We start from the raw sequence: 13,834 nt of genomic DNA on the forward strand, positions 1-13,834 counted from the left end.
CTATCCCCGGAGGCCAGTACTCTTTCACCCTAGGAGGCCAGGCTTTACTACCTTCTTTCAGACTCATCTTTGAATTAGAAAATACTGCCCCCAGCGAGTTTGCCGGCGTCTAACGCCGCGAATGCGGCCCGCGAGGCGCAGACGGTACCGGACCGGCGGGTTGCCTTGGTCCTTGGAAGCTCGATCTCCCGCTTGATTACCCGCACGCGGCCGATGGCGCTGCGGAACCGCGGCGCGGGTGGCAGGAAACCTGGGGGCGGGAGCAGCGCGTGTCAGGAGAGCTTCGGGGGGCTAGAGCAGATTATCAGCGTCTTCGGTCGGTTTCAGGTGCCCTCAGAATCGCTTGGAGATCGTGCCGACGATGCTGCCCGGCAATTCTGTGATCCGGGGCCCCCGCAGAGAGGGACTCCTCGTCCCCGGCGTCCCAATAGCTAACGCCGAGCGTTAAACCCAAGATCTCTTTCGAGAGCCCGATGCGCCAATCGACATAGCTCTCGTTAGCATCGCCATCGAGATCGGCGATGTCCACCTCATCGACACTCTGATAGCCGATATGCAAGCCCAGACCGATTCCAAAGGGTAAGGTAAGCCTCAAGCTGGTGTCGATGTAAACCGCATCGCCGGTTTCAAAGTAGAAATCGGGCGAGTAATAAACCGTCACTGAAGCCGCCGGCTCCAACGGGATATCTTGAAGTTTGTAGCTCAGCCCGAGCTTGGCCTCTACATAGTCCTTTTCGGGATCGAGATCATCTCCGGGAAAGTGGTAGTAGATGGCTCCGAGGTCCCAACCGATCCCCGTGTCCGTGAACTGACCGCGGATGCCGCCGGTCCAGTCGATCTCGATCTCACCGTCCGAGGTTACCGTATCCACGTTCGAAGCCCAGGCTCCGAGGTAAACGCCCCAGGGCCTATAGATGTACTGCAAGTTACCTTGGATCGCCGGACCGTTGTCGGTCCGCGAAATCCCTCGGAAGAGATAATCGGTGGTAAAGGCCACGCTGCCGGTTACGCCGTGCGCCGAATCCTCTTTCGCGAATACCGGCCACGATTGTTACCAGTAACGCAAGCACTATGGCTAGCCCCTTCATAGAGTCCCTCCCCATGATATCGAGATCACGAGATGCGGCCCAAATGCCTAGCAGGAAAGCAAAAGAATAGCAACGGAGAGTTGGGGTCCGCCCTTTTGTTACCTTTTGCAACGGGTTCCTCCGACTTGAGGCTAATGAGGTACGTGGCGCCAAAAGGAAAGACCCCTTCCGGCCGGAGATCGCGTAACCCTTGATGTGGCGGAGAGGGAGGGATTCGAACCCTCGTGGGGCGGCAAAGCCCCCAACCGATTTCGAGTCGGTGCCGTTGTGACCGCTTCGGTACCTCTCCGGAAAGATAACACCAACGAATACGCCGGACACCAGCCAACGGCTATGGGCCCGGTTCGACTATCGTTACGTTGGTGATATAGATTACGCTGTGAACACTCGGCTCACAACATTTGGCGGCGTGAATTCCGAAGCCGGCACGGCGCCCGTCGCGCGGCAGCACATGCGTCGGTCCCAGCCATGCCGCCGGGCGGGTTTATGGCGCGAATCGCCCACGATCCGCCCAGCGGACGTTTACAGGATCTTACGTTTACCGCACTCCGTCAGGCACGCTGGCCGACGAAGTGTTGCTTTAGCTGGCGCCGCTTCAATTTCAAGTTCGATTGCAATAAGTGCAATGACCACAGCGCTTGTGTATCCTCGGGTTTCCGGGCATCGGTAATCAGCTCTTCAATGTCAGCGATCTCTTGCACGAGTTGTTGCCAGAGGTTTCGGTATTCGACTGGTTTCGCTTGCATGTTAGTGCTCTCGCAGTATCCCATTATTGGTTTATATCGCGCATTATGCATACCAAACATTGCGAGCACGCTGCATCGATGTGACGATTGTGTTACGGGGAACGTCGCCGTGCCCGGCAGAGTCGGCGTAAACACCTGGGTTAACACCGCACGGAGCGGTCCCGCGATACCTATGATCTGCGCTGCTCAGGCCAGCCTTGTATGTGCGTTTGCACCAATCTAGTGAGCATCATAATGTGCCCGGCTCCATCGTTTAGCGCCGGGATGTAATGAAGTTGGCGCCCGCCTGCGTCCAGATACGCCTTGCGATAACGCAGGTCGATCTCCTCCAGGGTTTCCAGACACTCGGCGGCGAACCCCGGGCAGACCACATCCACGTGATCGATCCCCTGCCTGGCCCACTCCAGCAAGGTGTGATCGGTGTATGGACGGAGCCATTCACGCGGGCCGAAACGCGACTGAAACGCGACCAGCCAACGGTCGCAATCCAGACCTAATCGGTCCGCAACGAGACGCGCGGTCTCTAGACATTGGGAATAATACGGATCCCCGTTGCGATGGTAGTCTTGCGGCAGGCCATGAAAGGAAAACAGTAATTTGCGCCCCGGATCGCGGCACCTCCAGGCTAAGGCGATGCTATCGGCGAGCGCTGCGATATAGTGCTGATGGCCGTGATAACCGGTAATGACGCGCAGCTCGGGCAGCGAACGCCAGGTTTTTAGCACTGCGGCCACGGCATCGAAGGCCGATCCGATCGTGACCGAGGAATATTGCGGGTAGAGCGGTAAGACGAGTAGGCGCCTGATGCCGCGGGCGCGAAGTCGATCGAGTGCCGCCTTGATGGACGGACCGCCGTAACGCATCCCGGCGCTGACCATGACCCCGGGGCCGAGTGCGCTACGTAACGATGCCTCGAGCGCGATCGCCTGGCGTTTTGTTACCACGAGCAGCGGTGATCCCTCATCGGTCCATATGCTGCGATAGGCCGGCGCGCTCCGCCGTGGCCGCAGGGGTAAGATAAAGCCGTGGAGGATCGGCCACCACAGCAGGCGCGGGAACTCGACCACCCGTGGATCGGAGAGCATCTCGCCCAGGTAATGCCGCACGGCCCGCGGCGTCGGCGCCTCCGGTGTGCCTAGATTAATCAGCAGCACGCCCAGAGTGATGTCCTCCTCCGCCATAGAGATCAACCACGGCCCGCCCCGCCCGAGTGGGGGCGGACCGTGGTTTCGTTGCTGTTACGGTTGGTTGGGATCTTGCGGGGCGCCGGACGCGAGCACCTTCACGGCTTCTTCCGCATGGGTCGTGGCGACTTTTGCATCCCCCTGCTTGCCGTGAGTAATGGCTTCGTCCAAGTGGTTGGCGGCACTCTGCAGTGTAAAACTGCTGAAATCCTTTTGGGCCATGATGGCATGCTTCTTCGCCTCCTCCGCATGCTCGACGAGCCCAGCGGCGTCGCCCTGCTTGCCGGCCGCTACTGCCTTCTTGGCATGCTTGACCGCCTCCGCCTCATGCGGAGACTCCGGAGCCACCGATTGTTGTGCATAAGCACTTGCTCCAAACACGGTTAACGTTCCTACGACCAGTGCCGCGAGTGTCTTTTTATACGTCATGTTGGTTACCCAGTTTCGGTTGAATGAGTTTGCAGTATATCCAAAAGCCAGGTCCAAGAACACTTTTTGGCGCTTCCGATCACGCCAAGTCCCTGCGTAAGAACGCATAACAAGCCGAGTACAACGGGCAGCTTGGCGAGGACGGGCAGGTGGAATCTCGCTCTATGCGCCGTTATGTTACCCTAGGCCAACGTGTGACCAACGTGCCGAAAATGGGGACTACGGGCATCGTCTTGGTATGGAACTTCACGGGTAACTATGTTTTGGACCTTTCAAGCGCACTGCCATGCAGACGAGCGGCGAACAAGGTACGGATAGCGGCGGCAGGCCACCATTGTTGTCGGTGGTAGTCCCCGTCTATAACGAACAAGAAGTCGTCAGAAGCTTTCAACAGCGCCTAGCCGTCATGCTCGATAGGTTCTCCGAACAGACGGAAATCATCTACGTTAACGACGGCAGCACGGACGGCACGCTGGCTGTCCTGCACGAATTTCGAGCCCATGATCCCCGCGTGGCCATTTTGGATTTGAGTCGGAATTTTGGAAAAGAGATTGCGATGAGCGCCGGCCTCGAACATGCGCGCGGCGAGGCTGTCGTGATCATTGACGCGGATCTGCAAGACCCGCCGGAGGTGATCCCCGAGTTCGTCAACGAGTGGCGGAACGGTTACGACGTCGTTTACGGCAGGCGCAATGCCAGAGAGGGCGAAAGCTGGTTGAAGAAGCTCACTGCGTTCGGGTTTTATCGCCTGATCCAAGCGCTGAGCCGGGTCAAGATCCCGGCAGATACTGGCGATTTCCGTTTGCTTAGTCGGCGCGCTGTGGAGTCCCTCGGGCTATTTCGCGAGCAGCACCGCTTCATGAAGGGGCTGTACAGTTGGATCGGCTATCCGCAGAAAGAGGTCCTATATCGCCGCGACCCCCGCTTTGCCGGAAAGACTAAGTGGAACTACTGGCGTTTGTGGAATTTTGCCTTGGAAGGCATCACCTCGGATACGGTGGCCCCGTTGAAGATCGCAACCTACCTCGGATTGATTACGGCTGCCGCCGCGTTTATCTATGCCCTCGTGGTCGTCTATAAAACCCTGGTTTTCGGCGATCCTGTCCGTGGTTATCCGTCGTTAATGGTGGTCGTGTTGTTCCTGGGCGGTATTCAACTCACGTTTCTAGGTGTGATCGGTGAATACCTCGGCCGCATGTTTAACGAAACCAAAAGACGACCTCTGTACTTTTTCAAGGATTATCTTCCACCCGCCGCACGCCGAAGTGTCCTGGGAGAGTCTCAACGCCACGGGGTCGAGTGATCTGATTGCAGACGGGTTCTAAAAGGCGTGCGCCGCGTCGCAACGATTTCAGAACGAACGCCGTACCCACATGCCGACCCTGATCCGGCCGGTGGCGGAAAACTCCTTCCAATCATATTGGCCCTTGATCTGGGCATGGATGGCGTCGAAGGCGTTGTAGGGCTCGATATTATCTCGCTTCAGCCAGAGCACGTAACGCACCTGATTGTGCAAAAGCCAGGCAGTGCTATTGGCCAGCTTGCCGGTATAAAACTTGCCGATTTGCTCAAACGTGGCGGCCAGATCGGTACGATAACCCCGCCATATGCGTTCGTGATCCACCCAGCCTAACAGAGAGCGTTGACCCGAAAAAATGGCCATCGCGGGGGCATAGGTGTAGGCGCCTGTCTCGGCGCGTTCGAGGACAATCCCCGGTTGCGTGTTCTTGAGAAAATCGAGCATGATCTTCTGTGTCGGGTCGTCGGTAACCCAGGCGGCCCCGTCAAGGCGGGCAAAATGCGTCTTGGGCGTATTGAACCAGTGGTTGCCAAGGTCATAGCCGTAACCCGCGGTCGCGAGCAAGACCACGGCGGAACCGTAACGGGACACGCGGCCGGGCGAGGAGAGATTCATGGCGCCCAGGGTCAGCAAGGCGCCGGCCTGGATCCACGGCCACCATTTTAGGGTCGTATTGAAGCGATTGAATTCCCCTCCGTAGAGGTCGTCGACATGGAAAAATTCGGAAAATAAAAACAGCCCGGTCCACAGAAGCGCGAAATATAAGGTGAGGCGGTTCTGCTTGCGCCGAAAAACGCTGAGCGCCAGGACGCCCAGCAAAGGCCAGTGCAGCACCAGAAGCATCGCCCATGGGGCGTGCTCATGGGCTGGTACGAGGCTTATGCCGGTTTTGAAGTCCAACGATTGGATTGCGAAGCCGCGCAAATGCGGATAGATGAGCAAGACGGACCCGCCGCCGGCGGCGATCAATACGAACCAGTCCAACGATCGCTGGGTCGCGCGCTGAAAGATGAGCCACGTCCCCACCAGCGCGGCTTGCAGCGGAAAGGTCCAGGTATTGGTAATAATGCTGAGGGGGACGGTGGCGACGAGGACCGCCAGGGCTGAGCGGTCGTGTGGCTTCTTGTGCAGGAGTGCGATGCAAGCCAGCGCCAGAGCCAACAACATGAATCCACCCAACGGGGCGTGGTAGTCGCCCAACGATACCAGATAGCCGAAGGTCTCCGTCGGCAACTTCTCCGGTGGATGTGTCAAGGGGACGTGAGGTGGGTACGCCAGTTCTACCAACCATCTGCCAAAATCGCTCAAGCGTTCGGCAGGTTGTGCTACATCTCCAATAAAGCGCATGCTCGACCAGAGACTTGGTTCCTCGATCATGAAGTGCACGAACGGCCAAGCACCGCTGCCGCCCAGTGCGAGCGCGGCCATGGCTATGACTCGCGAGCCGTTGCCGATGCAAAAACGGCTAATCGCGGTGGCCCCTGCGGTAATAGCTAGCGCGTACATCACACAGAAGGCGGCGTTATAGGTAGTTCCGGCGTCCAGGCCGAACAGTCGGCCCATGAGCGCAGCGCTGTAATGCTGAAAGGTATAATAAAAGTCGAGTTTGTACGGCGGGAGCCATGTATCCACCGGCGGCAGCGTGCTCCCTGGCATATAGCTCGCGATAAAGTGCAGATTCGTCAAACGTTCGGAGGACGGATCAATGTCGGGGAAGGCATAACGCCAGAGCAGGGCATAAGTGAAGCCGACAATAAATACAGCCTCGACCTTCCAGTGGATGAAGAGCACGGCGCGGCGTGTCACGACTAAATAGGCGGAAACGGCCGTGGTTAGCGGCCAGATCCAAAACAGGCTCCCCAAACCCACGATATGTTCGATGAAAAACATGCCCAGACACAGTGCTACCGGGCCAGCGATCTTGGCCAGCTCGTAGGATTCGGTTAAACGCTTGGCGGCGAGAGTCAAGCCCGTGAGATTGAGCAAGATTAGACCGATAGTTATGATCTGGAATATGTAATTCATAACGATTGAATTGTTTTGGAAGGAGCGGTTATCGGGCACGCTCGGCCGGGATCTTCATGGATCCGGACTCACCTTCTTGAAGCTGGATTGCGCCGCCGGTGTAGCTTACTAAGTTTTTGTGAAATATTTCACAACATCTCTCGCCCGGGTATGATAGTCTTGTGGCGTTCGAGCAGCCCCACTCCCCGATGGCGAGTGCAGTGGGAACACTTGGATAGGGGCGTCAGTGTGCAACGGCACACGCCAATCCGTCGGGTTTTTTAGGCTCTTCCTGTCTTTAAGGCTGAAAGGACCAAAAACAAGGAACGCATCCTTTCAAGGGATTGCGAGATCGCAGGGAGTAGGGACGGATCACAACAACAACACTTTGCCGGAGGTTAAGAATGCACCACAAGAACAGCATCATCTCGATCTTGTTAATGGGCGGTTTTCTAGCTTTATCACTGGCGGCATGCGAGTCATCTCAACCACCCGATGACTCGAAACCGACACCCACGCCTACGGTTACGCCGACGCCTACGCCGACTCCAACGCCGACTCCGACGCCGGCGCCGACACCTACGGTGACGCCGACACCCGTTACGCCGACGCCAGATACGCCGACACCGACGCCCACGGAGTGAGCTACCCATACGGTAACGAGCGGTGACTTTGGGGCAGGGATCCGGCGCGGGCGGTCCCACCGGAACAGGGTCGAAGCCGCCGCCCTTAGGGGTGGCGGCTTCGAGCAATACCCCGAACTGATATAGGGGTTTGAAGCTTAATGCCGCAGGCGGGCCATCCGCTGGCCTATTCCGGCAAGCTGATCGGGCGAGAGCATTTTCACCAGGAGCGGGAAGAAATCCAGGTTCTCGCGCTCGATATGTGTCTTCAGATGTTTTTCGAAGCGCGCCGTGAGATCTAAAAAGCGCGCGGGATCGGCGATTTGTTCGGGGGCGCGCAAGACCTCGTTGAGCTTTGCCCAGTGCTCGTCGATCTCCTCGTGGTCCAGCGCCAGACGCTCGATCATGCCGTCGGTCAAAAATGACTTGTTGACGATGAACGGGAACAAGGCCCGCTCTTCGTCCTGGTGGTGTAGGCGCGTCGTCCCCTCGTAGTAGGCGGCGAGTCGGACGGCCTCGGCCGCCGTCTCTTCACCAACACCCTGTTGGCTAATAGCCTCGGCCATTGCGAGCAGCCGCTGTCCCTGGAGAATAAAACTCTCATGGTAGGCGTAGAGCACCTGCAAGCCATCGGCGAAGTCCGTGGCCGGGTCGATAAACGCAACCGAGGCAACACCCGTGGAAGACACTGATCTTAGCCTCAGCGGTGGTAGCGGACAAACTTGGTGCGGACGATCTGATAGGGCCGGAAAAGATAGGTCAAGGGGATGCTCCAGGCGTGGACCAGCCGGGTGAAGGGGAAGAGCAAGAAGACCGTCATGCCGAAGAAAAGATGCACCTTGTAGATGAGGCTCACGCCGGAGAGCAGCACCGGATCGGGCCGGAAGGTAATGACGCCCTGGGCCCATTCGGCCAGCAATACCATTGCCGTGGCATCGGCGTTGAACGCATTGTGGAGTGACCAAGGAATGGTCGCGAGACCCAGGCCGAGGGTCACCAGCAGCCAATCGAGGATGAAGATGTCCATGAAGCGCGAGGTGGCGCGCACTCTCGGGTTGAACATGCGCCGCCGCCACAGGATCACCCCGCCGAACATGCAGAGGAGCCCGAACAGCGCCCCGGCGCCGATGGCCAGGGACTGGTGCGCGAGGTCCGAGATGCCGAGCGCCAACCAGACCGAACGGGGGATCAGGAGCCCCACGAAGTGGCCGGCAAAGAGTGCCAGAATGCCGATGTGGAAGAGGTTGCTGCCCAAGCGTAACTGCTCACGCGCCAGCAACTGGCTGGAATCGGCCTTCCAGGTGTATTGCTCGCGGTCGAAGCGGATGAGGCTGCCCAGGAAAAAGACGCTCAACGCGATGTAGGGGTAAACGCCGTAGAGGAATTGGTGTAGATACATGAGCTGAAAATACCGCAGTTGCTATTGATTCACCGCTGTCTGCGCTTGATCTCGATCTCCGCGAGGCGCTTCATGGGCCACCGCTTCCGCAAGTTGGCCCTGCCGCTCGACGATGCGTAGCAACAGGGCATAAGGACTTTCCATGTTCTCTAGGTTCCGCGCGAGTAACGCCGCCACCTCGACCGCTTGGTGCAAGAACTGCCGAGCGTTTTGTTCGTCCGGCAAGGTCGAGACGTATTCGAGCAGGAGCGGCAGATAGTCGGGGAGCTCGCCGTGCTCGATGGCGAAACCCTGAGCCTGGAAGTATTCGCTGAGCTTGACGAGCGCCGGGCCGCGGGCCCGGTCTTGCTCCTCGAAGAGATGATGGGTCAGATACAGCGCGTTGTCGGGTGTGAGATCGAAGATCTTGACGTAGTGCTCCTGAAGCTCGGTGAACGGCAGAGCCTGCGCCCAGGCGATAAAATCCAATAATGCCTGCTGGTCCTCGGGCGTGGCGTGCTCCAAGGTAGCGATCATCTGCGCGCTCTCCGCCAGGTGTTCCCGAAGCTCCGCGTGCGGATACTCCAGAAGCACGGAGAGTAGCTTGTAGATCCGCATCACTCGATCCCGGTCTTCTCGGTCAGGCCTGTCCGCGGGGCGGCTGGCTTGGCCCTGGGGATGAACTGCATGACCTTGACCTCGACGCTCTGCTTGCGCTTCTCCGGAAACAGCGAGAAGCCGTCGTGCCCGGCGACGCTGCAACTGTCGTTGCCGAAGGTGTAGCCCATGTGCCCCTGGAAGGCATGGGAGTCCTCGTGGCGCAGCTCGTCGTGGCTGGTCGGGATGACGTAACGGTCTTCGTACTTGGAAAGCGCCATGTAGCGGTACATCTCCTGCACCTGCGCCTCGGTGAGACCCACTTCTTCGAGGACCCTGAGGTCCGGTTTGCCTTCTATCTCTACCGATCGGTAGTACTGGCGCATGGCGATCATGCGTTTCAATCCGCGCACGATCGGGGCTACATCCCCGGCGGTGAGCAGGTTCGCGAGGTATTTGATCGGCATCCGCAACATCTCGACCTTGGGGATCACGTGCTCGGGATCGGTGGGGATCGCGCCCTGGTCGATGCCCGCCTGCACCGGGGAGAGCGGCGGGATGTACCAGACCATGGGCAGGGTGCGGAACTCGGGATGGATCGGGAAGGCGACCTGCCATTCGATGACCAGCTTGTAGATGGGTGATTTCTGCGCCGCCTCGATCCAGGAATCCGGGATGCCGTCCAGTTTAGCCTGCGCCACCACCGCCGGATCATTGGGATCGAGAAACATCCCCATCTGCGCCTCGTACAGGTCTTGCTCGTTCTCAACCGCGGCCGCCTCACTGATGCGATCGGCGTCGTAGAGGATGATGCCGTTGAAGCGGATGCGTCCCACGCAGGACTCGGAGCACACGGTCGGCAGCCCCGACTCCCAGCGCGGGTAACAGGCGGTGCATTTCTCGGCCTTGCCGGACTCCCAGTTGTAGAACACCTTTTTGTAGGGACAGCTCGAGATGCACATGCGCCAGCTTCGGCATTTGTTCTGATCGACCAGCACGATGCCGTCTTCCTCGCGCTTGTACATGGAGCCCGAGGGGCAGGCGGCCACGCAGGAGGGGTTGAGGCAGTGGTTGCAGATCCGTGGCAAATACATCAGGAAGGAGTGCTCGAACTCGGCGTAGATATCTTTCTCGATGCCTTCGAAGTTCCGATCCTGGGCCCGATTCTCGAACTCGCCCGCGAGATCATCCTCCCAGTTCGGGCCCCACTCGATCTTCTCCAGCGGGCGGCCGTCGATCTGCGAGCGCGGCCGGGCGGTGGGCGCGGCCTCGGCGAGCGGGCTCGTCTGCAGATGGGCATAGTCGTAGGTGAAGGGCTCGTAGTAGTCGTCGATCTCCGGCAGATCGGGATTCATGAAGAGATTCATGAGCCGTTTGCCGCGGCCGCCGGCCTTGAGCTCGAGCTGGCCGCCCTTTACCACCCAGCCGCCGTTCCACTTGGCCTGGTCCTCCCAGTTCTTCGGGTAACCGATGCCGGGTTTGGATTCGACGTTGTTGAACCACGCGTACTCCATGCCCTTGCGGTTGGTCCAGACGTTCTTGCAGGTCACCGAACAGGTGTGGCATCCGATGCACTTGTCCAGGTTCATGACCATGGCGAAATTGGCGCGGACTTTCATTTCAAGCGATCTCCTCTGCTAGAGTTCCGGAGGCCATAACCCCAGTCATGGCTTTTCTCACCTCGACCCGCTCGCGTGCCGCGAGCGGCAGGGGCTGCGGCGCCTCCATCTCCCCGATCCCGGGCGGGTTCAGCTGTGCTTCGCGCGCCGAGGTAAGCGGCCGCTCCAGCCAGTCGATAGCGGCGTCCTCGATCTTGTGCAGCACCACGTATTCATCCCGCTGCGAGCCGACGGTACCGTAGTAGTTGAAGCCGTAGCTCAACTGCGCGTAGCCGCCGATCATGTGGGTGGGCTTGACGACGACGCGCGTGACGCTGTTAAGTATGCCTCCGCGCTTGCCGGTGGTGTTCGAGCCCGGCACGTTCACAATCTTCTCCTGGGCGTGGTACATCATGGCCATGCCTTGCGGGATCCGCTGGCTCAGCACCGCGCGCGCCACCGTGGCCCCGTTGACGTTCAAGGCCTCGACCCAGTCGTTGTCCTTAAGTCCGATGGATTTTGCGTCCGCCTCCGAGACCCACACCACAGGGCCGCCGCGGAACAAGGTCAGCATCCGCAGGTTGTCGTTGAAGGTCGAGTGGATCCCCCACTTGCTATGAGGCGTGATCCAGTTGAGCACCAAGTGGGGCTTGCCGTTGACCCGATGGGTGATGCCCTCGGTGGCCCTGAGATCGGCCGGCGGACGGAAGGTGCAAAAGCCCTCGCCGAAATCCAGCATCCACTCGTGGTCCTGGTAGAAGTGTGCCCGGCCGGTCAGGGTGCGGAAAGGGATACGCTCGTGGATATTGGTGTAGCCCGCGTTGTAGCTGACCTTCTCCGATTCCACCCCGCTCCAGGTCGGGGCGGTGATGATCTTGCGCGGCTGTACCACCAGATCCTTGAAGCTCATCTTGTCCTCGCGGCGGGCGCTCGAGAGATGCGTATGGTCCGTACCGGTCTTCTTGCCCAGGGCCTGCCAACCCTTGTGGGCGACCTCGCCATTGGTCTCGGGCGCGAGCATCAGGATCGCATCGCAGACGTGGATGTCGTCCTGGAGGGATGGCATGCCTTGCGTGATTCCCGGCTCGGCGATGGCGCCGTTCTGGACCTTGAGGCGCTCATACTCTTCTTCGGTGTTCCAGGACAATCCCTTCACCGCGTTGCCTTGGGAGACCATGAGGGGCCCGAGCGCGCAGAACTTCTTGTAGGTCGCCCCGAAGTCGCGCTCGACGACCTTGAAGATCGGCAGCGTCTTGCCGGGAACGGGCTCGCACTCGCCCCGCTTCCAGTCGCGCACCCCGAGCGGCTGCCCGAGCTCCGCGGGGGAGTCGTGCATGAGCGGGATGGAGACGAAGTCCTTGCGCTTGCCCAGATGATTGGCCGCGAGCCCGGAAAATGCCTTGGCAATGGCCCTGAAGATCCGCCAGTCGGAGCGCGACTCCCAACCCGGATTCACCGCCTCCGTCAGGGGATGGATAAAGGGGTGCATATCGGTGGTGTTGAGATCGTTCTTCTCATACCAGGTGGCGGTCGGGAGCACGATGTCCGAGTAGGCCCCGGTGGAGTTGAGCCGGAAGTTGATATCGACCAGGAGATCGAGCTTGCCGATGGGCGTCTCGCTACGCCATTTGATCTCTTTGCCCTTGGCTTCCTCGGCTACCTCCTGCATCACCCCGTTCTGGGCGCCGAGGAGGTGCTTCAGGAAATACTCATGGCCCTTGGCGCTGGAGCCGATGAGGTTGGCGCGCCAGACGAAGAGGTTGCGGGGGAAATTCTCCGGGGCATCGATGTCCTCGGCGGCGAAGCGGATCTCGCCGCTCTTGAGGCAGGCAACGAGATGATCGACGATCTCCTGTTCGTTCTGCGCGCCCGCCGACTCGGCTTCGGCGCAAATCGTGAGCGGGTTGCAGTTGAAGTGGGGCGCGGAGGGCAGCCAGCCGAGCCGCTGGGAGACCACGTTGTAGTCGGCGAGCGTAGAGCCGCGGTACTTACCCTTGGCGGTAGCCGCCAGGAGCCCGTCGGCCGCGAGCCGCTCGTAGCGCCATTGATCGGTGTGGAAGTACCAGAAGCTGGTGCCGTTCATCTGGCGCGCCGGCCGGTGCCAGTCGAGCGCGAAGGCGATGGGGGCCCAGCCGGCTTGCGGGCGCAGCTTCTCCTGGCCCACGTAATGGGCCCAGCCCCCGCCGCTCTGCCCGACGCACCCGCAGAGGTGCAGGAGGTTCATGATGGAGCGGTAGGTCATGTCGGCGTGGTACCAGTGGTTGATCCCGGCCCCGAGGATCACCATGGACTTCCCGAGTGTCTTGGCGGCGTTGTCGGCGAACTCGCGCGCGGTGCGGATGATGTCGGCGCGTTTGACGCCCGTGATCCCTTCAGCCCAGGCGGGCGTGTACGGTATGTGGGTGTCGTCGTAGCTCGCGGCCACGTGCGCGCCGCCGAGGCCCTGATCCACGCCGTACTGGGCGAGCTGGAGATCGAAGACCGTGGCGGCGAGCACCTCTTTATCCTGGAGCCGGAGCCTGCGGACCGGCACGCGGCGATAAAGGAGGGGATGCGACCCCTGCTCGAAGCGCGGAAAGGCGACCGGGACCACTTCGTCCGCGCCGCCGCTGAAGCTCAGGCGCGGGCGAGTGCCCGGGCCGGTGTCACCGTTCTTGAGCTTGAGGTTCCAGCGGCCTTCCTCGCCCCAGCGGAAACCGATGGAGCCGTTCGGCACGGTGTAGTTGCCGGTCTCCTCATCGCATACCACACACTTCCACTCGGGGTTGTTGGCTTCGCCGAGACTGCCGTCGAAGTCCGAAGCGCGCAGCAGCCGGCCGAAGGTGTAGCCCTCGCCATGGGTCCTAAGCCGGACCAGCATCGGCAGATCGGTGTAGGCGCGGGCGTA

Annotated in this window: 11 protein-coding genes and 1 tRNA gene; 1 reads left to right on the forward strand and 11 read right to left on the reverse strand. The window is 60.1% G+C overall.

The genetic code is table 11. The annotated features are described in order from the left end of the window. Nucleotides 1-304 precede the first annotated feature (304 nt). The 5 genes from M3436_04720 to M3436_04740 form a co-directional block, all read right to left on the reverse strand. The gene (locus M3436_04720) at nt 305-997 is read right to left on the reverse strand and encodes a TorF family putative porin (protein ID MDQ3563460.1); all 693 of its coding nucleotides are present in this window, start codon (nt 995-997) and stop codon (nt 305-307) included. A gap of 287 nt (nt 998-1,284) precedes the next feature. Then, a tRNA-Ser gene (locus tag M3436_04725) sits at nt 1,285-1,377 on the reverse strand. 262 nt (nt 1,378-1,639) lie between these two features. Next, nucleotides 1,640-1,834, reverse strand: coding sequence for a hypothetical protein (locus M3436_04730; protein MDQ3563461.1), 195 nt, complete (start codon nt 1,832-1,834; stop codon nt 1,640-1,642). A gap of 170 nt (nt 1,835-2,004) precedes the next feature. Beyond that, nucleotides 2,005-3,015 (reverse strand): ferrochelatase, encoded by a 1,011-nt coding sequence (hemH, locus tag M3436_04735; GenBank protein MDQ3563462.1) that lies wholly within the window; start codon nt 3,013-3,015, stop codon nt 2,005-2,007. A gap of 57 nt (nt 3,016-3,072) precedes the next feature. Next, entirely contained in the window at nt 3,073-3,447 is a 375-nt protein-coding gene (locus tag M3436_04740) for a metal-binding protein SmbP (GenBank protein ID MDQ3563463.1), read from the reverse strand. 286 nt (nt 3,448-3,733) lie between these two features. On the opposite strand from M3436_04740, the gene M3436_04745 reads away from it, so the two are divergent. Beyond that, the gene (locus tag M3436_04745; protein ID MDQ3563464.1) at nt 3,734-4,750 is read left to right on the forward strand and encodes a glycosyltransferase family 2 protein; all 1,017 of its coding nucleotides are present in this window, start codon (nt 3,734-3,736) and stop codon (nt 4,748-4,750) included. Nucleotides 4,751-4,798: 48 nt separating this feature from the next. On the opposite strand, the gene M3436_04750 is transcribed toward M3436_04745, so the two are convergent. From M3436_04750 to M3436_04775, 6 genes are all read right to left on the reverse strand, one after another. Further along, the gene (locus tag M3436_04750; GenBank protein MDQ3563465.1) at nt 4,799-6,772 is read right to left on the reverse strand and encodes a DUF2298 domain-containing protein; all 1,974 of its coding nucleotides are present in this window, start codon (nt 6,770-6,772) and stop codon (nt 4,799-4,801) included. A 760-nt stretch (nt 6,773-7,532) separates the two neighbouring features. Continuing rightward, entirely contained in the window at nt 7,533-8,063 is a 531-nt protein-coding gene (locus M3436_04755; GenBank protein MDQ3563466.1) for a hemerythrin domain-containing protein, read from the reverse strand. Between the two features lie 11 nt (nt 8,064-8,074). Next, on the reverse strand, nt 8,075-8,773 hold the full coding sequence (gene narI / locus M3436_04760) for a respiratory nitrate reductase subunit gamma (GenBank protein ID MDQ3563467.1): 699 nt from the start codon (nt 8,771-8,773) through the stop codon (nt 8,075-8,077). Nucleotides 8,774-8,794: 21 nt separating this feature from the next. Further along, nucleotides 8,795-9,370 (reverse strand): nitrate reductase molybdenum cofactor assembly chaperone, encoded by a 576-nt coding sequence (gene narJ, locus M3436_04765; GenBank protein ID MDQ3563468.1) that lies wholly within the window; start codon nt 9,368-9,370, stop codon nt 8,795-8,797. After that, entirely contained in the window at nt 9,370-10,968 is a 1,599-nt protein-coding gene (gene narH, locus M3436_04770) for a nitrate reductase subunit beta (protein ID MDQ3563469.1), read from the reverse strand. Before narH ends, narJ begins: the two co-directional genes overlap by 1 nt. A 1-nt stretch (nt 10,969) precedes the next feature. Next, nucleotides 10,970-13,834 (reverse strand): nitrate reductase subunit alpha (locus M3436_04775; GenBank protein MDQ3563470.1); only part of this gene is annotated, 2,865 nt, incomplete at its 5' end.

The organism is Pseudomonadota bacterium, from assembly GCA_030859565.1.
Classification (GTDB): Bacteria; Pseudomonadota; Gammaproteobacteria; order JACCXJ01; family JACCXJ01; genus USCg-Taylor.

What these genes read in the sequence shown, in the direction of transcription:
- M3436_04730 (MDQ3563461.1), bottom strand. Translation starts at nt 1,834, where the DNA reads ATGCAAGCGAAACCAGTCGAATACCGAAACCTCTGGCAACAACTCGTG.
- hemH (MDQ3563462.1), bottom strand. Translation starts at nt 3,015, where the DNA reads ATGGCGGAGGAGGACATCACTCTGGGCGTGCTGCTGATTAATCTAGGC.
- M3436_04740 (MDQ3563463.1), bottom strand. Translation starts at nt 3,447, where the DNA reads ATGACGTATAAAAAGACACTCGCGGCACTGGTCGTAGGAACGTTAACC.
- M3436_04745 (MDQ3563464.1), top strand. Translation starts at nt 3,734, where the DNA reads ATGCAGACGAGCGGCGAACAAGGTACGGATAGCGGCGGCAGGCCACCA.
- M3436_04750 (MDQ3563465.1), bottom strand. Translation starts at nt 6,772, where the DNA reads ATGAATTACATATTCCAGATCATAACTATCGGTCTAATCTTGCTCAAT.
- narI (MDQ3563467.1), bottom strand. Translation starts at nt 8,773, where the DNA reads ATGTATCTACACCAATTCCTCTACGGCGTTTACCCCTACATCGCGTTG.
- narJ (MDQ3563468.1), bottom strand. Translation starts at nt 9,370, where the DNA reads ATGCGGATCTACAAGCTACTCTCCGTGCTTCTGGAGTATCCGCACGCG.
- narH (MDQ3563469.1), bottom strand. Translation starts at nt 10,968, where the DNA reads ATGAAAGTCCGCGCCAATTTCGCCATGGTCATGAACCTGGACAAGTGC.